Consider the following 20,879-nt stretch of genomic DNA (forward strand, 5'->3'; position numbering starts at 1 on the left):
TTAAAATTTTGATTAAAAATACTTGTTACCGATTAAAAATAAATATATAAAATATGTATACTTTAATATATAATTTTGTGTATTAAAGTATACAAAGTTTAAAAAATTAATAGCCTGGTTAAAATAGTGTAATGGTACCACCTGAATCCATTTCGAACTCAGAAGTGAAACATTATAACGCCGATGGTAGTTCAGGGTCTCCCTGTGTGAGAGTAGGAAATTTCCAGGTTATTAATTTTTTTTTGAAAATCTCAAGTATAAAATAAGATAAACTTTCATTTTCAAAGTGTAATTTTTGAAAATAAAAGTTTATTTTTTCACATCGTTAATTTAATAATTTATATTAATTTAATTTTTAATATATAAGTAAAATTTTATTAAAATAAATTTTAATTAACATTTAATGTAAGTATTATATATCATTTTCATGTAAAGGTAATAAACAGATGTCAAAGATTAAAGGTAATGTTAAATGGTTTAATGAAGCAAAAGGTTTTGGATTTATTACTCCTGAAGATGGAAGTAAAGATGTTTTTGTACATTTTTCAGCTATTCAAAGTGATGGATTTAAAACTTTAGCAGAAGGACAAAGTGTGGAGTTTGAAATTACAGAAGGAGAAAAAGGTCCATCTGCAATTAACGTTACCGGTTTATAAGAAATATCTTATAAAATTTTTTTAAAATTTTTTAACACTGTTCAGTGCTTTTATTCTTTATAACAGGTACTGAACAGATAATTTTTAATTCTTATTTTTATAAAATTATTTTTACAAATTTTAATATTCCAACGTTTTCATAAATATATTTTATACATTTAAATTTTTTTGCATATATAGTAATAGAAAATGATATATATTTTTTTTGTGTACTATAATATATATTTTTTTTGTGAATTTTTATTTTTATTTTTTTAAATATATTTAAAATGTTTTTTTCAGCATTTTTTTTATTAAAACAGATAATTTTAAAAGTAAAATATACAGGAAAGGTCATAATTTTTTTTAATTTTTTATACATAATTTTTTTTTAATTATATTTAAGTAATATTTATTTTATATAAATTTTAAATTAATTTCATAGAGAAATATTAATGTTAAAAATTTTTAATACTTTAACTCGAAAAAAAGAAATTTTCAAATCTATTTATAAAAAAAAAGTTTCTATATATGTATGTGGTGTTACTGTATATGATAATTGTCATATTGGACATGCAAGAACATTTATATTTTTTGATGTGGTAAATCGTTATCTTAAAAATTTAGGATATTCTGTAAAATATGTAAGAAATATTACTGATATAGATGATAAAATTATTAAAAAATCAACATTAATTAATAAAAATATTTTTTCTTTTACAAAACATGTTATTAATCAAATGAATATTGATTTTAACACTTTAAATATTTTAAAACCGTCTTTTGAACCTCGTGTTACTTCTCATATAATAGATATTATTAATATGATTAATATATTAATTTTAAATAAACATGCTTATATTAATTCACAAGGAGATGTTTTATTTTCTATTAAAAGTTATCAAAATTATGGTCAATTATTACATAAAAAAAATAATTTAAATGAATTTGAAAATAATAATTTTTATAAAAATGATTTTGTTTTATGGAAAAAAACTAAAAATACTGAAATATCTTGGAAGTCTCCTTGGGGAAATGGAAGACCAGGTTGGCATATTGAATGTTCTGCAATTAATTATTTATATTTTAAAAATAAATTAGATATTCATGGAGGAGGAAATGATTTAATTTTTCCTCATCATGAAAATGAAAGAGCTCAATCAGAATGTTTTTATAAAGAAAAATTTGTAAATTATTGGATGCATACAGGAATGATTATTTTAAAAAATAAAAAAATGTCTAAATCTTTAGGTAATACTTTTTTAATTAAAGATTTAATAAATAATTTTAGTTCTGATGTTATACGTTATTATTTTTTATCAACTAAATATAAACATCCAATTTATTATAATGTAAAAAATTTAATTAAAGTTAATAAAATATTAAGAAAATGGTATTTTTGTATTAATTTATCTATAAAAAAAAATTATAATTTTTCTTTTAATCATTCTTCTATATTTTATATTAATTTATTTAAAAATGCTATGAATGATAGTTTTGATACACCGTTAGCGCTTTTAATTTTATCAAATTTAGCTAAAAAAATAATTATTTTATATGATATGAAGAAATTTAAAAAAGCTATATTTTTGTCTTCTTTATTGCATTATTTAGGAAGTATTTTAGGATTTTTTAATTTTAATATAAATTCTAATAATTTAAATTATATTAAAGATATAAATTTATATAAAAAAATAGAAAAAATTATTAAAAAAAGAAATTACGCAAGAAAATTAAAATTATGGAAAAAAGCTGATCATTTAAGAGAAAAATTATTAAAATTTGGAATATATATTAAAGATACAAAAAATGAAACATTGTGGAATTTTTAAATTTATTGTTTTTGTTTATCATAGTAATTTTCACAAGCATATAAAGTATTTTGAAGTAAACTAGTAACTGTCATTGGTCCTACTCCTCCTGGAACAGGTGTAATGTATGATGCTTTAAGATAATTTGAATTAAACTCTACATCTCCTACTATTTGACCATTTTTTAATCTATTAATTCCTACATCAATAATAATTGCTCCTTTTTTAATAAATTTTCCGTTTAAGAAATTTGGTTTACCAATAGCAATTACTATTAAATCTGCATTTTTAATATATTTATTTAAATTTTTTGTGAATCTATGTGTTATCGTGGTTGTACATCCAGCTAATAATAATTCTAGCATCATAGGTCTTCCAACAATATTAGATGCTCCTATTACTAATGCATTTAATCCTTTAATATTAATTTTATATTCTTTTAAAAGATTTATAATTCCTAAAGGAGTACAAGCTCTTAATCGTGGATTTCTTTGACATAATAGTCCTATATTAAAAGGATGAAATCCATCTACATCTTTTTTATATGAAATTTTTCTTAGTATTTTTTGTGTATTAATTTTTTTTGGTAAAGGTAGTTGTATTAAAATTCCATGTATATTACCATCACTATTAAAATTTTTAATTGTATTGATAATTTTTTTTTCTGTACTAGATTCTGATAATTTACATATTTTTGAAATTAAACCAACTTTTTTACATGCAATTTTTTTATTTTTAACGTAAATTTTTGAAGATATATTTTTTCCTACTAATATAACAGCTAATCCTGGTCTTAATAAACCATTTTTTTTTCTTTGAATAATTTTTTTTTTAATTTTTTTTTGTATTTTTTTTGCTAATTTTAATCCATCAATTATTTTTGCGATCATAATATTTCATTATCCTTTTATTAGTATTTAGAAAATAAATTTTATAGGTATAAACTAGTATTTTTTATGGAAATAATTTATAATACTAAAATAAAAATCTTATTTATATATTAAAATTTTATAAGCGCTTTTAGCTCAGTTGGATAGAGCAACGGCCTTCTAAGCCGTGGGTCACAGGTTCGAATCCTGTAAAGCGCATAAATATATAGTAAATTTATTGACTTAAAATTTTTTGTATTTGTTCTTGTATTATAAATAATTTTTTTTTTGCATTAATTTTAAAAAATTTTAATTGTTTTAATTTATTTTTTTTTTTATAGTATTTAATAATTTCTTTTTTGAAAAGATTATATTCATTTAATCTTTTTATAATTATTTTTTTAGTGTCATCTTTTCTTGTAACTAGTTTTTCTCCTGTAATATCGTCTCTATTTTTATTTAAAGGAGGATTGTAAATTTTATGATATATGCGTCCGGATTGAATATGAATTTGTCTACCAATCATTCTTTTTAAAATTTTTTTTTTAGAAATTAGTAATTCCAGAACATAGTCTATTTTAAATTTATTTTGATCCATTATTTTTGCTTGATTTATAGTTCTAGGAAATCCATCTAAAACATATCCTTTTAAACAATCTTTCTTAGATAATCTTTTTTTTATTATAGAAATTATTATATTATCTGAAATTAATTCTCCTTGATTAATTTTTTTTTTTATATCTAAATATTTTTTATTTTTTTTATTTAAAATAATTGATCGTAATAAATCTCCTATAGAAATTTTTGGAATATTATATTTTTTTGAAATAAATTTAGCTTGAGTGCCTTTTCCTGAACATGGATATCCAATTAAAATAATTTTCATTATTGATCCTTTTTAAAATTATTTAATAGCATTTTTAATGATTTTTATTTAAGAATTTATATTGGAAAGTTAAGATTATTAGGTAAAGGTATGATTCCAGATAATTCTTTCATTTTTTTCTTTTGTGCTTCTTTGATTTTTCTTGATGCATCATTAAAAGCTGCAATAATTAAATCTTCTATAATTTCTTTTTCATCATCTTTAAATAAAGATGAATCAATGTCAACTACTTTACAATGATGTTCTCCATTTAAAGTTATTTTTACTAATCCTGCTCCAGATTCTCCTTGTACTATAATAGATTTCATTTGTTTTTGAATTTTTTTCATATTTTCTTGCATTTTTTGAGCTTTTTGCATTAAATTTCCAAATTGATTTTTTTTAAACATATTCTTCTCTTATTTAAATTTAAATAAATAAATATTTTTGTGTAATATTTGTAGAATATTTTGTGTAATTTATAAAATTTATATTTTTGATATATCATTTAGAATCTAAAATTTGTAGTAAAGTTAATTCCATACCTAATTTTTTAGAAGGAGCGTATTGTATATTTTTTCTACCATTTAAAATTATAGAATAATAATCTTTAATTTTAGATAATTTAGTTTTTTTTGAAATATTATTTAAAATTTTTTTTTGTTTTTTATTATATATATTAGATTTCCATGATATTTTAGAAATTTTTTTAATATATACATAATGTAATAATCTTAAAATTTCAATTAATATTTTTTCTGGTTCTACATCTAAAGATAAAATTTTTTCTGTAAAATATATAATTTTTTTTATATTTTGTTTCAATAATGATATTAAAAGACAAATAAAATTTTCATATTTAAATGTTCCTAATATTTTTTTTACATCATTTTTTTTTATTTCTCCGTTTCCTATAGAAATAATTTGTTCTGTTAAACTTAAAGCATCTCTCATACTTCCATCAGCCTTTGTTGCAATTAAATTTAAAGTTTTTTCTTCAAATAATATTTTTTCTTTATTTAAAATATGTTGAATTTTTTCTACAATTTTTTTTTTTTTTATATGTTGTAAATTTAATCTAATACATCTAGATAAAATAGTTTTAGGTAATTTTTCAATATTTGTAGTTGCTAAGATAAATTTAACATGTTGAGGAGGCTCTTCTAATGTTTTTAAAAGAGCATTGAAGCTATATCTAGAAAGCATGTGTATTTCATCTATTAAATAGATTTTAAATCTTTCTTTTATAGGAGGATATTTTGCATTATCTAATAATTCTTTTATATCTTCTACTTTTGTTTTTGATGCTGCATCAATTTCAATTAAATCAGGATTAAAATTTTTATCAATTTCTTTACAAGAATCGCATTTTTGACATGGAGAAATAGTAATTTTTTTTTTACAATTTAAACATTTTGCTAAAATTCTTGCAATAGTAGTTTTTCCTATTCCTCTAGTTCCATATAAAATCCATGCATGATGTATTCTGTTTAGTTTTAAACTATTGCATATGGCTTGAATAATATATTTTTGACCTACTATTTCTTTAAAACTTTTTGGTCTCCATTTTCTTGCTAAAACTTGATATATCATATTTTTTTTATTTTTTTTTTTAAAGATTTTTATATGCTATCATAATTATATTTTTTTTTCATTAATCTTACTTTTTTCTTTATTTTTTAAGAAATTATAAAGAATTCTTGTATTTTTTTTATAAATAATGTATATTTCAAAATATATAAAGAATATTTTAAAGTGTTTTATTAGTATTTAATACGATGTTAAATTTTGAATACTTAGTCAGGTCTGAAAAGAAGCAGCTAGTTCAAAATAAAACATGCATATTAAAAATTATTAATAAAGCACTTTATAAAATATTTTTTATATTGATTTAAATAATTGAGATTTATACATCGAATAATATTTATTTTTCATATTCATTAACTGTTTATGAGTACCTTTTTCAATTATTTTTCCTTTATGTAAAACAATAATATGATCTGCTTTTACTACTGTTGATAATCTATGAGCAATCATAATCAATGTAGTTTTATTTTTAATTTCTAATAAAGATTTTTGAATTAGTTTTTCTGTATAAGAATCAATGTTAGCTGTAGCTTCATCTAAAACTAGTATTTTTGGGTTTCGGATTAGAGCTCTAGCAATAGAAATTAATTGTTTTTGTCCTACAGATAAATTATTTCCTTGTTCACTTAAATTAGTATATATACCTTTTGGTAAAGATGATATCAATTCATCTAAATGTACTAGTTTTATTATTTTTTCAACTTTTTTAATTGAAACTTTTTTTCCTAAAGTAATATTTTCTAATATATTTACAGGAAGTATCATAGGTTCTTGTTGTATTAATCCAATGGAACTTCTTAAAGCATAATGACTTAAATTTTCTATTTTATTTCCATCCAGATAAATTGAACCGTGATTAATTTTATAATATCCCATTAATAAATTAGCTAAAGTACTTTTTCCACTTCCTGTTTTTCCAACAAAAGCAATAAATTTATTTGGTTGAATATTAATATTTATGTTAGATAAAATATAATCTTCTTTTTTGTTGTATTTAAAAAATATTTTTTTAATATAAATTTGACCAGAATTAATTTTTTTTGTAATTTTTCCATATTTTTGTTGTGGAATATCCATTAATTCAAATATTCTTTCTCCAGCTACAATAGCTTTTTGTAATAAAGGTTGTTGACTTGCAACTGAAATTAATGGTTCATTAAGACGAGATAAATAACTGATAAAAGCATATAAAACACCTACTTTAAAAGTATCAACTTCAGAGATAATACATAAAAATATAATTCCGCATAATATCATAGATGAAAGTAAACTTAATAAAGGTCTTAATAAAATACCTTCTAATTTTAAAATTTTCATTTTAAGTTGATAATGCATATAACTAGTTTTAATAATTTTATTTCTAAATTTTTCTTCTTGTTTAAATTGTTTAATTACTTTAATGCCATTTACAATTTCATTAAATTCATGATAAATTTTGGATAAATAATATCTTGTTTTTCTTAATAAAGGTACACTATAGTATTGATAAGTAAATATTATAAATATAACAATTGGTATTAGTATTATTGCGATAAGAGCCATTTTCCAAGATAATATAAACATTGCTATTAAAACTATAAAAACTAATACAGAACTATTTACTACTGAACCTAATATAGTATCGTATAATTCACGTATAGATTCAGTATCATTTGTAATTTTTGATATAATATGTCCTATAGGTTGGTTGTCATATATTTTAATTGGTAATGTTAAAGTAGATTTCATTATATCATATCTAAGATTTTGAATAATTTGAATAGATATTTTATTAAATATAATATTTTGAGAATAATATAAAATTACTGATGTTATTTGTAAAGTAATAAAACCAATAATATTAAATGCTATAATCATTGTTGAAAATTCATGTTTTTCTAATATATTTTTAATAAAATTACTAATTAAGATAGGTCCTAATACTTCAGATAAAGCTGCTGATAGAAGTAAAAAGACTCCAAAAAAAAGTAATTTTTGAAAAGGTTTTCCATATTTTGCTAATCTTTTAAGAGTAGGCCAATATTTCATAAAATTACACATTCTATTTCCTTTTATGGATTTTTTTGCTATTTTTATCAATAATTTTGTGATTAGATATTGAATGACTATACCAATTTTTGTTTTTAATTAATTCTATATGTTTCCCTTTATTTTTAATTTTTCCTTTTTTCATAACTATAATTTTATCTGATTTTTCTAATGTAGAAAGTTTATGTGAACTCATAATAATAGTTGTATTTTTACTTTTCCATTTGAAAATATTTTTTAAGATTAAATTTTCTGTATTTCCATCTATTGCAGATAAAGCATCATCTAAAATTAATATTTCTGGATTTAAAATTAAAGCACGAGCAAGCGCTATTCTTTGTTTTTGCCCTCCAGATAATAATATTCCTTCAGCACCTATTAAAGTTTCATAACCATTTTTTAAAGATAAGATTTCTTTATGCATATTTACTATTTTTGCATATTTTTTTATTTGAGATAAATTTAAATTTTCATTTCCAAAAGAAATATTATTTTTAATAGTATCAGAAAATAAAAAAGTTTCTTGATTTACTATTGCAATTTTTTTTCTCCAAGTTTTTAATTTAATTTTATATAGTTCAATATTATCATATAAAATTTTTCCTATTGTTGGATCAAACTCTCTTTGTATTAAATGTATTAAAGTACTTTTTCCAGATCCTGTAGGACCACAAATTCCTATTATTTGTCCATTTTTTATTTTTAAATATATATTTTTTAATTGTAGATTGTTGTTTTTATTATAAAAAAATTTCTTTATAGAAATTTTTAATGATTTATTTTTTTTTAAAATATTTATTTTTCCATCTTTTAATTTAACTGGAGAATGAATTATTTTTTGTATTCTATTCCAAGCTGAACTTCCTCTTTCTACAATATTAAACATCCATGCTAAAGCTAACATCGGCCAAATCATTAATCCAAGATACATAATAAAACTAGTTAATTGTCCTAAAGTAATATGATTATTCCATACTAACCAACTACCGAAAGAAATTGCTAAAAGATTAGAAAAAGCAATAGATAAATATATTACTGGATCAAATTTAGCATCTATTTTAGTGACGTTAATATTTTTTTTACTAGATTTTTTTATTAATTTTAAAAAATCTTTTAATTGTGATTTTTCTAATCCAAATGCTCTTACTATTCTAATACTAGTAAGAATTTCTTGTGTTTTATTATTTAAAATGGAAAAAGAACTTTGATATTTAAAAAATTCTTTATGAAGTTCTGCTCCATATTTTTTAATAAACATAGTCATTACAGGCATTGGAAGTAATGCAAAAAAAGTTAATTTATAACTTATTTGAGTACACATGACAATTAAAACTGAAATTCCCATGACAGATGAATCTACTAATGTTAAAACACCTTCTCCAGCTGCAAATATAACTCTTTCAATATCATTACTTACACGTGTAATAAGATCACCAGTTCTATTTTCTAAATAAAAATCTGAATTTTGTTTAATAATAGAATCATAAAAAATAGTTCTTAATTTAATTGCTAATTTATATGACGCTCCAAAAAGGAGTATTCTCCATATATATCTAAGAATATATACTATAATTGCTATTGCAATCATATAATAAATCCATTTTATAGATTCATAAAAGCACATTTTTCTTTTTACGATTAGATCTACTAGTATTCCAACAATTTTTGGAGGCATTACTTGTAGAAATGCAATTATAATTAATATTAAAACAGATCCTAGATATCTTTTCCATTCTTGAATAAAGTACCAGCTTAATTGCTTAAATAGTTGCACAGGATAATCCTAATATTTAATTTTTATAAAAATAATTAATAAATTTTTAAGTATTTTCAAAAATTTTAAAAATAATAAATTATTTTTAAAATTTAATATTCATTTATATTATATTGTATTCTAGCTTTAGATCGTAAAGATTCTAATATTAACTTTATTAATAATTTTTGATTTTGTATTTTAGATTTTATATAAATTTTATTCTTTTCATTTGGTTTTAATTTAATAAAATATTTTTTATATAGTTTTAACATGATCCATTTGTTTTTATAATTTGTGATTTTTATATAAACAGGTTTTTTATATACATAATTTTTATTAAACTTTTTAATTAAGAATAAAGAACTTTTATTTTTGTATTTGATAAGATATTTTTTTTTATCAAAAATAATATTTTTTTCATAAATTTGGTTATTTTGTTTTTGATTTAAATTTTTTTCAATTTTTTCAATTTTTTTAAATGTTGTTATTTTTGATTTTTTTATTTTAATTAATTTTATAATCTTTTTTTTTATTTTAGATAAAGGTTTTATAGTATTATTTTTGTAATTTATAATCTGTATAAATATATTTTTTTTTTCATCAAAAAATCTATAATTTAAAATTCTATTTTGTTTTTCTTTTAAAATTTTTTGTTTGTTTTTAAAAAAATTCTTAATAATTTTAAAGTTTATTTCTTTAGGAATTGAGTTTATTGTAAACCAATTAGTTTTTATAGGTTTTTGATTTACAGTTTTTTCTAATAAATTAAAATATTGAGTTTGATTAATAGAGATTAAATTAATTTTTTTAATTAGTTCTTTATATTTTTTTTTTTGTAATTTTTTTTTAATAATATTTTTTATTTGATCAATATTTTTATTTTTAAATTTTTTAATATTATCTAATTTAAATATTATGAATTTATTTTTAAATTTAATAATTTGAGAGATTTGATTAATTTTATTTAATTTTATTGTATTTATAATTTTTAAAAATTTTTTTTTTGTTATCCAATTTAAATGAAAATTTTTTATAAAATTATGATTTTGAATAAAAATTTTTTTTACGTTTAATTTATTTTTTTTATTTTTTTTAATTTTTATTAATTCTTTTATAGCTTGTTTTTTAGTATTAAAATTTCTTAAACTAATTTGTTTTGTTTCTATAATAGAATATTTATTTCTATTGTTTTGAAATTCTTTTAAGATGTCTAATTTTTTAATTTTTTGATTCGATTTAAAAAATGGAATCACTTTTAGAAATTTTATTTGAAATTTTTTTTGATTAGTAACAAATTTTTTATAAAGATTGTAAAAATTATTAATTTCTTCTTGAGTATATTGTTGTTGAGAAATAATTTTTTTAAAATTTATAATATATTTTTTACATAATATTCTTTCTTGATGTAAATTATTCAAAAATAATTTTTCTTTTTTAAATATATTATTTGAATTTAAGATATCATTAAAAAAAAATTTTTCAGTTATTTTATTACCTATAACTTCTAAATATTCATTTTCATTAAAATTAATTTTTTTTAAAAATTGATTATATAAATTTGAATTAAATTTATTATTTTTTTTAAAAAGATCTATTTTCATAATTAAATTCTTAGTATTTTTTTTATTATTTTTAAGATTATTATTTTCAATATAGTCTTTTATTAAAGATTTATTTATTAAATTAGACACAATATTTTTATATAAATTTTTGATATATATTTTATTTTTTAATAAGTTATATGTATTATTTATATATTTTTTTTTTAAAAGTAAAATTTTATATTCAAATATTTTTTGAATTTGATTTGTTTCAATTATTTGATTATTAACTTTAATTAACCAAAATTTATTATAATTATAATTATAAAAATTATTTTTATAATAATTCTTTAAATTTACTATAAATACAGATGTTAATAAAGTTATTATAATTATACTTAAAATAATCTTTTTAAACCATTTAGTATCTTTTAAATTCATTACTTGAATCCTTTAATAAAAATATTTAAATTTTAATTATTAAAATTATTGTTAATTTTTTTAAAAAATTTTAAATTTATTTATAAGGATTTTTTTCTAAAGCATGTTGAAATACTTCTTTAATATTTTTTACTAAATGTATTTTCATATCAGAAAGAATATTTTTTGGAATTTTTTGTAATTGTCTACGATTTTCTTTTGGAATAATAGCTATTTTGATTCCTTCTCTGTAAGCAGCTAATAGTTTATCTTTTAATCCACCAATAGCTAATACATTTCCATTTAATGTAATTTCTCCTGTCATAGCAACATCTGCTTTAGCTGGATTTTTTGTTATAGAAGAAGCTAGAGATGTACATATTGCAACACCTGCACTAGGTCCATCTTTTGGAGTTGCACCTTCTGGAATATGAACATGTATATCTTGTTTTTCATAAAAATCATCAGATATTTTTAGTTTTTTAGCTTGAGTTCTAATTACAGTCATAGCAGCATAAATAGATTCTTTCATTATTTTTCCTAAATATCCTGTTAAAAATAATTTTCCTTTTCCATGTACACATGCAGTTTCTATTTGTATAACTTCTCCACCACAATCAGTCCAAGCTAATCCTGTCACTTGACCAATTTGATTTACAAAATTTTTTCGATCTGTTGTAAATTTTTTAATTCCTAAATATTTATTTAAGTTTTTTTTATGAATTTCTATTTTTTTGATTTTTTTATCTAATAATATTTTTTTTACTACTTTTCTAAATATTTTTGCAATATTTTTTTCTAAACCTCGTACTCCAGATTCACGTGTATATGATCTAATAATTTCTAAAATAGTATCATTATTTATAATAATTTCGTTTTCTTGTAATGCATTTTCTTTAATTTGTTTTGGTTTTAAATAAGAATTATATATTTTAATTTTTTCGTCTTCTGTATATCCTGGTAATGTAATTATTTCCATGCGATCTAAAAGTGGACTAGATATGTTAAATGAATTTGCTGTTGCAATAAATAAAACTTCTGATAAATCATAATTTACTTCTAAATAATGATCATTAAATGCATAATTTTGTTCAGGATCTAAAACTTCTAATAAAGCAGATTCTGCATCACATCTTGCATCATAAGACATTTTATCAATTTCATCTAATAAAAATAATGGATTTTTAACTCCAGATTTTGAAATATTTTGCATGATTTTACCAGGCATAGATCCAATATATGTTCTTCTATGACCTCTGATTTCCGCTTCATCTTTAATTCCTCCTAATGACATTCTAATATATTTTCGTCCTGTAGCTTCTGCTATAGATTCTGCTAATGATGTTTTTCCTACTCCTGGAGGTCCTACTAAACATAAAATTGGTCCTTTAATTTTATTTGTTCTTTTTTGTACAGCTAAATATTCTAATATTCGATCTTTTACTTTTTTTAATCCATAATGATTAGAATTTAATATATTACGTGCATTAGAAATATTTTTTTTAACTGTAGTACGTTTACTCCAAGGAATTTTTATCATCCATTCAATATAACTTCTTACTACAGTAGTTTCAGAAGACATATATGGCATAAATTTCAATCTATTTAATTCTTTTTGTATTTCTTTTTTAATTGATTGTGGTATTTTACGTAACTTAATTTTTTTTTTAAAACTAGAATATTCATTTAAATCTGGATTTTTTTTACCTAATTCTTTTTGTATAGCTTTTATTTGTTCATTAAGATAATATTCTTTTTGATTTTTTTCCATCTGTTTTTTAATTCTTTTTCTGATTTTTTTCTCTACAGAAAATAATTCTATTTCAGATTCAACAATCACCATTAAGATTTCTAATCTTTTTTTAATATCTATATGTTCTAATATTTTTTGTTTTTTATTTAATTTAGATGGAACATGTGTAGCAATGAGATCTATTAATTTTTCTAGATTTTTAATTTTTTTTAATGAATTTAATAAATCAGAAGAAATTTTTGCATTAAATTTAGCATAATTTTCAAATTGATTAATCAATGTTCTTTGTAATGTTTTATAATCTTTTTTACAAGTATCTTTAGAAATAATAATTTCAGCTTTTCCTAGAAAATTATTTTCTTTATTTCCTAATTTTATTATTCTTGCTCTTTTTAATCCTTCTATTAATATTTTTACTGTTCCGTCTGGTAATTTTAATAATTGTAAAATATTTGATATAGTTCCTATTTCATATAAATCTTTTATATTAGGTTTATTTGTAGAATATTTTTTTTGTGTTACTAATATAATTTTTTTATTTTTTTTAACTGCATTTTCAATGCATTGAATAGATTTTTTTCTTCCTACAAATAATGGTATTACCATATGAGGATATATTATTGTATCTCTTAATGGTAAAATATGTATTTTTATATATTTAGATTTTTTTTGACTCATAAATTTCTCTTTTTTTAATATATTTAAAAATATTATTTTTAATGATGTTTATTTTGATATTTAATTAAAAAATTTATAATGATAATTTTATAAATTTCTACTTAATATAATTATAATAACAATATTATTTATTTTTTTTTAATAAAATTTTTGGAGCATGGTTTTGAGTAATTGTAGATTCGTTAATAATTACTTTATCTACATTATTAATAGATGGTAAATTATACATTGTTTCTAGTAAAATATTTTCTAGTATTGATCTTAATCCACGAGCACCAGATTTTTTTAAAATAGATTTTTCAGCTATTTTTTCAATAGAATGTTTACAAAATTTTAATTTTACTCCTTCTATTTCAAAAAGAGTTTGATATTGTTTAATTAAAGAATTTTTTGGTTTATATAAAATTTTTATTAATTCTGATTTATTTAAATTATTCAATGTAGTAATAATTGGTAATCTTCCTATAAATTCTGGAATTAATCCAAATTTTATCAAATCTTGTGGCTCTAATTTTTCTAAATTATTTTTTTGAATTTTTTTATTATATAATTTATTTTTTTTTCTAAATCCTATTTTTGATTTTTTATTTAATCTATAAGAAATAATTTTTTTTAATCCTAAAAATGTTCCTCCACATATAAATAAAATTTTAGAAGTATCTATTTGAATACATTCTTGTTGAGGATGTTTTCTTCCACCTTGAGGAGGAATAGATGCAATAGTTCCTTCTATTATTTTTAAAAGAGATTGTTGTACACCTTCACCAGAAACATCACGTGTAATAGATAAATTATTTGATTTTTTAGATATTTTATCTATTTCATCTATAAAAATAATTCCAGATTCAGCTTTTTGTACATTATAATCACATTTTTGTAATAATCTTTGAATAATATTTTCAACATCTTCACCCACATATCCAGCTTCTGTTAAAGTTGTTGCATCAGATATTGAAAATGGTACGTCTAGTATTTTAGCTAAAGTTTCTGCTAATAAAGTTTTTCCACTTCCAGTTGGTCCTATAATAAGAATATTACTTTTACCTAATGGAATCATTTTTTTTTTATTATATGTTTCTATATTATAAAATTTTTTATAATGATTGTGCACGGCAACTGACAATATTTTTTTTGCTTGTTCTTGTCCAATAACATAATCATCTAATTTTTTTTTAATTTGATGTGGTGTAGGTAAATCTTTATATTTTTTAAATAAATGTTGATTTTGTAAATTTTCTTCACGTAAAATATTATTACATAAATAAATGCATTGATCACATATATATGCTTTTGTACCTGCTATAATTTTTTTAACTTCTTTTTGATCTTTTTTACAAAAAGAACAACATAATTTTTTATTTTTTTTTTTTTTTTGATCCATAGTTGTTTTCCTTTTAACATAAAAATATATTTTTTAAAATATTTATCTTAAATTTTTATATATTTTCTTTTTTTTTTAAAATAGAATCTATTATTCCATATTTTAATGCTTCTTTAGCTGAAAGAAAATAATCTCTTTCAGTATCTTTTTCTATTTCTTTTATATCTTTATTTGTATTATAAGATAATATTTTATTAATATTTTTTTTTACATTATCTATTTCTTTTGCATGTATTTTAATATCAGAAGCTTGTCCTTGAAAACCTCCTAAAGGTTGATGTATCATAATTCTAGAATTAGGTAAACTAAATCTTTTTCCTTTTTCTCCAGAAGATAAAATTAATGCTGCCATAGAAGATGCTTGTCCTAGACAAACGGTATTTACATCTGGTTTTATAAATTTAATAGTATCATATATAGATAAACCTGAAGAAACAATTCCTCCTGGTGAATTAATATATAAGAATATATCTTGTTTAGAATTTTCAGATTCTAAAAATAATAGTTGTGCAATAACAAGATTAGATAAATTGTCATCAATAGATCCGTTTAAAAATATAATTCTATCTCTTAATAAACGGGAATATATATCAAATGATTTTTCTCCAAGATAATTTTTTTCAATTACTATGGGTATTATATTTTGATTATTTTTTATTAAATAATTTTTTTCATATATCACGTGATTGTCCTTTTAAAATTATTAAATTTTAAAAAAAAATTATAAATAAGTTTTTTTATTTTTTTTTAAAGCTTTTTTAAAATCTATTTTTTTATTTTTTATTACTACATTTTGAAAAATAAAATTAAATGCTTTTTCTTTTAATAAAAAATTTTTGATGTTTTGTATAATAATTTTTTTATTAATTATATTGTTTTTTTTATCTTTTTGAGAGAAATTTTGTATAGTATTTTTAAATACTTTTTTAATTAATTTTTGACTTATAGATAAAGATTTTTCAAGAATAATTTTTTTGATCAAAATATTTATTATTGCTTTTTTTTTAGAAGCTTTAATAATATTTTTATTATACAATTTTTCAAAGATGTTTTGATTTTTTTTATATTGAGATCCAAGTTTTTCTTTATATATAAATATATTTTTTTTTATCATTGATATGATTTCATTGTTTTTATCAATATATTTTTTAATGTCTTTTGTGTTAATATATTTTTTAATAAATTGTTTTTTTAAATATTCTCGTGCAATTTTTTTTGATTCTTCTTTTATTTGTACATAAATATTTTTTTTTAATTCTTCTATATTATTTTCTATAAAACCAAATTTTTTAAATTCTTTAAAATTAATTTTTTGATTTTTCTTTTCTTTAATATTAACAATTTTTATACAAACAGTAACTTTTTTTCCAGCAATTTTTTTTTCTGGATGATATTTAGAAAATTTTATATTAGTAGTTATTAAATCTTCTTTTTTTTTGTTAATTATAGAATAAAAAATTTCTTTTAATAAAAAATTTTTATTCATAAGTATTGATAATTTTTTATTTTTTAAAATTTTTATATTATTATCTTTAAGTGTTAGATGATAATTAATAGTTACTTTATCATTTTTTTTAATTGATTCATTTTTTTCTTGCCAAGGTGAAATATTTTTTTGAAAATTTAACATTACTTGATCAATATTTTTTTTAGATATATTTATATTTAAATTATATAAAGTAATTGAATTTAACTTTTGTATGAATTTATCTAAAATAACGTCAAATTTTATTGTATAATTAAAATCAGTTCCTGGGATATATTTTCCAAAAAAATATTTAACATTTTGATAATTTTGAATATTTTTTTTTTGAATTAGTTTAATAAAATTTTGATGTATTATTTTTTTTAAAATTTTATTAAATATTTTGTTTCTATAATTTTCTTCAATAATTTTTTTTGGAACTTTTCCTTTACGAAATCCATTTATTACAATTTTTTTTTGTAAATTTAATAATTTTTTTTGAATTTTTTTTTCTATATTATTTGTAGAAATAATATATTTTTTTTTTATAGAAGTAATATTTTTTTCAAAAATAGAATTCATTTTTTTTTTCTCAATTTGTATAAATTTAAATAAATTTTAATCATGTAATTTATTAAATTATTTTTTGCATTGAATGTAAGATATTTTATTTTTTTTTTTTTTAATCCATTCTTTGAATGTGTATGTAAAAATTTCTATTCCGTGTATTACTTTTTTTAACTCTTTAGATAAAATATTATAAATTATTTGATGTCTTCTTAATATATTTATTTTTAAAAAGTCTTGAGAAACAATAATTATTTTAAAATGGGAATTATTATTTTTTAATTTCGGATGCATAAAACTTGTGTTATATATTTTTAAATATTTTACTTTAATTTGTTTTTGAATTTTTTTTTTTATTAAATTTATCATATTTTGGTATTTTTTTTTTTTATTTTTAAAATTTTTTATTTTAAGTAATATATGTAAAATAAAATAATTTATTTAATAATTTTTTATTCATATAGTATATAAATTATTTTTTAATTTAAAATAAATTTATTTAAGATAATATTATAATATTTAAATTATTATTCTTTTATAAGTTTTTTTTAAATATTTATTTATTTGATTAAATTAAAAAACTACATTATAAAATAGTTTAATAATTTTAATCTTATTAAATATAAATTTAATTTAAATTTTTTGAGGTTTTTAGTATGAATTTTGATAAATTTAAAACATTTTTAATATTTTTTTTATCATTTTTTTTAATTGGATGTCGTGAAGGCATTATTTCTCCTAAAGGTCAAATAGCTTTAGAACAAAAAAAATTAATAATTATTGCATTTTTAATTATGTTAATTGTAGTAGTACCAGTAATTTTGATGACTATTTTTTTTTCTATAAAATATTATCATAAATATAAAAATTCTATGTATAATCCTAATTGGGATCATTCTTATATTATTGAATTTTTTTCTTGGGGTGTACCTATAGCTATTATTTTATTCTTATCTGTTTTGTCATGGAAAAAAACACATGATTTAGATCCTAAAAAATCCATTTATGTAAATAATTTTCAACCTATAAAAATATATGTTTTATCTACAAATTGGAAATGGATATTTATTTATCCTCAACAAAAAATTATTACAATAAATGAACTAATTATTCCTACTAATATTCCAATAAAATTTTATATTACTTCTAATACAGTTATGAATTCTTTTTTTATTCCATCTTTAGGAAGTCAGATATATTCTATGCCAGGAATGATAACAAATTTAAATTTAATTTCAAATATTTCTGGTTTATATAAAGGTATTTCTGCAAATTATAGTGGAAAAGAATTTTCTAATATGAAATTTCATGTTTTTTCAATTTCTAGTAATAATTTTTTTTATTCATGGACTAACAAAATTTATAAAAAATGTAAACTAGTATCTAGTTTAAATGATATTAATAATATTTATAATATTGACAATATAAATTTTTTTTCTTTTAAAGATATTAAATTTATAAAAAAAATAATGAATACACAATAATTAATTTAAAAAAATTATTTTATCAAATTTAGGAAAAAATTATATGTTTGGAAAACTATCATGGGAAGATATACCTTTTCATGAACCAATTATTGTAATTACATATATTTTTATTTTTTTAATTTCTATATCAATTATATCTGGTATAACATATTTTAAAAAATGGAAGTATTTATGGGATAATTGGTTTACTACTGTAGATCATAAAAAAATTGCTGTAATGTATATAATATTATCTTTTATAATGTTATTTAGAGGTTTTGTTGATGCTATTATGATGAGAATTCAGCAATATCTAGCTTCTTTAGAACATCCTTCTGGATTTTTACCATCTTATCATTATGATCAAATATTTACTGCACATGGCGTTATTATGATTTTTTTTGTAGCGATGCCATTGATTATTGGTTTAATGAATTTTGTAGTTCCTTTACAAATTGGTGCTCGTGATTTAGCATTTCCATTTTTAAATAATTTAAGTTTTTGGATAACAGTTAGTGCTGTTATATTAATTAATTTATCTTTAGGAATAGGTGAATTTGCAAAAACAGGTTGGTTAGCATATCCTCCTTTATCTGAAATGCAATTTAGTCCTGGAGTTGGAGTAGATTATTGGATTTGGTGTTTACAAATTGCTGGATTAGGAACAACTTTAACAGCAATTAATTTTTTAGTAACAATATTAAAAATGCGAGCTCCAGGAATGACAATGTTTAGAATGCCTGTTTTTACATGGACTGTTTTGTGTTCTAATCTGTTAATTATTGCTTCTTTTCCAGTTTTAACAGTTACTCTCACTTTATTAACTTTAGATCGATATTTAGGATTTCATTTTTTCACTAATGAATTAGGTGGAAATATGATGATGTATATTAATTTAATTTGGATTTGGGGTCATCCTGAAGTCTATATTTTAGTACTTCCTGCATTTGGTATTTTTTCTGAAATAGTATCTACATTTTCTAGAAAATCTTTATTTGGATATATTTCATTAGTTTGGGCAACTTTAGTAATTACCATATTATCTTTTATAGTGTGGTTACATCATTTTTTTACTATGGGAGCTGGAGCAAATGTAAATGCTTTTTTTGGAATTACTACTATGATTATTGCAGTCCCCACTGGAGTAAAAATTTTTAATTGGTTATTTACAATGTATAGAGGTCGTATTTATTTTCATTCTTGTATGCTGTGGACTATTGGTTTTTTAATAACTTTTTCTATAGGAGGAATGGCTGGTGTATTATTATCTTTACCTCCTGCAGATTTTGTTTTACATAATAGTTTATTTTTAGTAGCTCATTTTCATAATGTTATCATTGGAGGAGTTGTATTTGGTTGTTTTGCTGGAATTACATATTGGTTTCCTAAGGTTTTTGGATTTATATTAAATGAATTTTGGGGTAAAGTATCTTTTTTCTTTTGGATTATAGGATTTTTGTTTGCTTTTATTCCATTATATTTTTTAGGATTTATGGGTATGACTCGTAGATTAAGTCAAAATATAGATTTTAATTTTCATTTTTTATTATCTATTGCTTGTATTGGAGTTTTTTTAATTTTTTTAGGTGTTATATCTCAAATTATACAATTTATAGTTTCGATTTTACAACGTAAAAAAAATTTAGATACTACAGGAGATCCTTGGAATGGAAGAACTTTAGAATGGAGTATATCTTCTCCAGCGCAAGATTATAATTTTGCTGTTATACCAAAAGTATTTTCTAGAGATATATTTTGGAAAATGAAAGAAAATAAATCTTTTATAAGAAATAATTTTAAAAATTTATATAAATATGAAGATTTATATATACCTCAAAATAATATATATGGTGTAATTATTAGTTTTTTTTTATTAATTTTAGGTTTTTCAGCAGTTTGGCATATTTGGTGGCTTTTCTTTTTTTCTATTATTAATGTTATTTTTATTTTTATATATAAAAGTTTTTTTAAAGATAAAAAGAAACGTATTAAAAAGAAAATAATTAAAAAATTAGAAAACAATTATTATAAAAATTTAAATAAATAGAGTTCAACTT

Annotated in this window: 17 protein-coding genes, 1 tRNA gene, 1 rRNA gene and 1 other RNA gene; 7 read left to right on the forward strand and 13 right to left on the reverse strand. The window is 19.3% G+C overall.

Annotated elements, in window-relative coordinates; all coding sequences use genetic code 11:
- Window positions 1-113 precede the first annotated feature (113 nt).
- Together rrf and cspE are read left to right on the forward strand one after the other, a co-directional pair.
- Window positions 114-229: ribosomal RNA gene (gene rrf, locus LDP12_RS00780) — 5S ribosomal RNA — on the forward strand.
- A gap of 217 nt (window positions 230-446) precedes the next feature.
- Window positions 447-656 carry a transcription antiterminator/RNA stability regulator CspE gene (gene cspE, locus LDP12_RS00785; protein ID WP_265226478.1) on the forward strand — a complete coding sequence of 70 codons (210 nt, stop codon included), beginning with the start codon at window positions 447-449 and terminating at the stop codon, window positions 654-656.
- 97 nt (window positions 657-753) lie between these two features.
- On the opposite strand, the gene LDP12_RS02265 is transcribed toward cspE, so the two are convergent.
- Complete coding sequence (locus LDP12_RS02265; protein WP_414734422.1) at window positions 754-1,017, reverse strand: DUF493 family protein; 264 nt, start codon at window positions 1,015-1,017, stop codon at window positions 754-756.
- A 73-nt stretch (window positions 1,018-1,090) separates the two neighbouring features.
- Between LDP12_RS02265 and cysS the strand changes: the two genes are divergently transcribed.
- Window positions 1,091-2,467 carry a cysteine--tRNA ligase gene (gene cysS / locus LDP12_RS00790; RefSeq protein WP_265226479.1) on the forward strand — a complete coding sequence of 459 codons (1,377 nt, stop codon included), beginning with the start codon at window positions 1,091-1,093 and terminating at the stop codon, window positions 2,465-2,467.
- Window positions 2,468-2,469: 2 nt separating this feature from the next.
- Here cysS and folD read toward each other — a convergent pair whose 3' ends face one another.
- Window positions 2,470-3,336, reverse strand: coding sequence for a bifunctional methylenetetrahydrofolate dehydrogenase/methenyltetrahydrofolate cyclohydrolase FolD (gene folD, locus LDP12_RS00795; protein WP_265226480.1), 867 nt, complete (start codon window positions 3,334-3,336; stop codon window positions 2,470-2,472).
- A gap of 124 nt (window positions 3,337-3,460) precedes the next feature.
- On the opposite strand from folD, the gene LDP12_RS00800 reads away from it, so the two are divergent.
- Window positions 3,461-3,534: transfer RNA gene (locus LDP12_RS00800), tRNA-Arg, on the forward strand.
- Between the two features lie 16 nt (window positions 3,535-3,550).
- Here LDP12_RS00800 and LDP12_RS00805 read toward each other — a convergent pair.
- The 3 genes from LDP12_RS00805 to dnaX all read right to left on the reverse strand — a co-directional run bounded on the left by LDP12_RS00805 (window position 3,551) and on the right by dnaX (window position 5,773).
- Window positions 3,551-4,201: an adenylate kinase family protein gene (locus LDP12_RS00805; protein ID WP_265226481.1), complete on the reverse strand. Its 651-nt coding sequence runs from the start codon at window positions 4,199-4,201 to the stop codon at window positions 3,551-3,553.
- A 56-nt stretch (window positions 4,202-4,257) separates the two neighbouring features.
- The gene (locus LDP12_RS00810) at window positions 4,258-4,590 is read right to left on the reverse strand and encodes a YbaB/EbfC family nucleoid-associated protein (RefSeq protein WP_265226482.1); all 333 of its coding nucleotides are present in this window, start codon (window positions 4,588-4,590) and stop codon (window positions 4,258-4,260) included.
- Between the two features lie 94 nt (window positions 4,591-4,684).
- Window positions 4,685-5,773 carry a DNA polymerase III subunit gamma/tau gene (gene dnaX / locus LDP12_RS00815; RefSeq protein ID WP_265226483.1) on the reverse strand — a complete coding sequence of 363 codons (1,089 nt, stop codon included), beginning with the start codon at window positions 5,771-5,773 and terminating at the stop codon, window positions 4,685-4,687.
- 174 nt (window positions 5,774-5,947) lie between these two features.
- On the opposite strand from dnaX, the gene ffs reads away from it, so the two are divergent.
- Window positions 5,948-6,034, forward strand: an RNA gene (ffs, locus tag LDP12_RS00820) — signal recognition particle sRNA small type.
- Window positions 6,035-6,061: 27 nt separating this feature from the next.
- Here the strand turns inward: ffs and LDP12_RS00825 are convergent.
- The 8 genes from LDP12_RS00825 to LDP12_RS00860 form a co-directional block, all read right to left on the reverse strand.
- Window positions 6,062-7,795, reverse strand: coding sequence for a SmdB family multidrug efflux ABC transporter permease/ATP-binding protein (locus LDP12_RS00825; RefSeq protein WP_265226484.1), 1,734 nt, complete (start codon window positions 7,793-7,795; stop codon window positions 6,062-6,064).
- Between the two features lie 13 nt (window positions 7,796-7,808).
- Window positions 7,809-9,569, reverse strand: coding sequence for an ABC transporter transmembrane domain-containing protein (locus tag LDP12_RS00830; protein ID WP_265226485.1), 1,761 nt, complete (start codon window positions 9,567-9,569; stop codon window positions 7,809-7,811).
- A 92-nt stretch (window positions 9,570-9,661) separates the two neighbouring features.
- Entirely contained in the window at window positions 9,662-11,533 is a 1,872-nt protein-coding gene (locus LDP12_RS00835; RefSeq protein WP_265226486.1) for a SurA N-terminal domain-containing protein, read from the reverse strand.
- Between the two features lie 76 nt (window positions 11,534-11,609).
- On the reverse strand, window positions 11,610-13,943 hold the full coding sequence (lon, locus tag LDP12_RS00840; protein WP_265226487.1) for an endopeptidase La: 2,334 nt from the start codon (window positions 13,941-13,943) through the stop codon (window positions 11,610-11,612).
- Between the two features lie 124 nt (window positions 13,944-14,067).
- Window positions 14,068-15,324 carry an ATP-dependent Clp protease ATP-binding subunit ClpX gene (gene clpX / locus LDP12_RS00845; RefSeq protein ID WP_265226488.1) on the reverse strand — a complete coding sequence of 419 codons (1,257 nt, stop codon included), beginning with the start codon at window positions 15,322-15,324 and terminating at the stop codon, window positions 14,068-14,070.
- A 55-nt stretch (window positions 15,325-15,379) separates the two neighbouring features.
- Entirely contained in the window at window positions 15,380-16,006 is a 627-nt protein-coding gene (locus tag LDP12_RS00850) for an ATP-dependent Clp protease proteolytic subunit (RefSeq protein WP_265226489.1), read from the reverse strand.
- A gap of 39 nt (window positions 16,007-16,045) precedes the next feature.
- The gene (locus LDP12_RS00855) at window positions 16,046-17,371 is read right to left on the reverse strand and encodes a trigger factor (RefSeq protein ID WP_265226490.1); all 1,326 of its coding nucleotides are present in this window, start codon (window positions 17,369-17,371) and stop codon (window positions 16,046-16,048) included.
- Window positions 17,372-17,428: 57 nt separating this feature from the next.
- Window positions 17,429-17,725, reverse strand: coding sequence for a BolA family protein (locus LDP12_RS00860; RefSeq protein ID WP_265226491.1), 297 nt, complete (start codon window positions 17,723-17,725; stop codon window positions 17,429-17,431).
- Between the two features lie 287 nt (window positions 17,726-18,012).
- Here LDP12_RS00860 and cyoA point away from each other — a divergent pair, with 287 nt between their 5' ends.
- Window positions 18,013-18,840: a ubiquinol oxidase subunit II gene (gene cyoA / locus LDP12_RS00865; RefSeq protein WP_265226492.1), complete on the forward strand. Its 828-nt coding sequence runs from the start codon at window positions 18,013-18,015 to the stop codon at window positions 18,838-18,840.
- Window positions 18,841-18,883: 43 nt separating this feature from the next.
- Window positions 18,884-20,869, forward strand: coding sequence for a cytochrome o ubiquinol oxidase subunit I (cyoB, locus tag LDP12_RS00870; protein WP_265226493.1), 1,986 nt, complete (start codon window positions 18,884-18,886; stop codon window positions 20,867-20,869).
- The last annotated feature ends 10 nt before the right edge of the window (window positions 20,870-20,879 follow it).

Origin of the sequence: Buchnera aphidicola (Chaitophorus viminalis) (assembly GCF_026122795.1) — a bacterium.
Taxonomy (GTDB): Bacteria; Pseudomonadota; Gammaproteobacteria; order Enterobacterales; family Enterobacteriaceae; genus Buchnera_J; species Buchnera_J aphidicola_BK.